The 279-nt window shown below is 73.1% G+C and carries 1 protein-coding gene; it reads right to left on the bottom strand.

Going from position 1 to position 279, the window contains the following annotated elements; genetic code table 11:
- The coding region (locus tag L9G74_RS20330) for an oxidoreductase (protein ID WP_500142668.1) at window positions 1–279 on the bottom strand (279 nt) is incomplete at both ends.

Raw genomic sequence — 279 nt, forward strand, 5'->3', positions numbered from 1 at the left:
GGCGACGATCCGGCGCAGGAACCGCAGGCGGTTCTCGTCGCTGCCGCCATAGGCATCCTGGCGCCGGTTGATCCGCGGATTGAGGAACTGCGCCGGCAGGTAGCCGTGGCTGGCGACGATCTCGACCCCGTCGACCCCGGCCTCGGCGATGCGGCGCGCGGCCTCGCCGTAGCCGGCGACGATCTGCTCGAGCACGTCCAGCGGCATCGCCCGCGGGATGCCGTGGAAGCGCTCGCTGGGCGCGATCGACGGCGCGTAGGCCACCGGCAGACAGCCGTC

It is taken from the genome of Shewanella electrica, from assembly GCF_022321485.1.
In the GTDB taxonomy this organism is placed as follows: domain Bacteria; phylum Pseudomonadota; class Gammaproteobacteria; order Enterobacterales; family Shewanellaceae; genus Shewanella; species Shewanella electrica.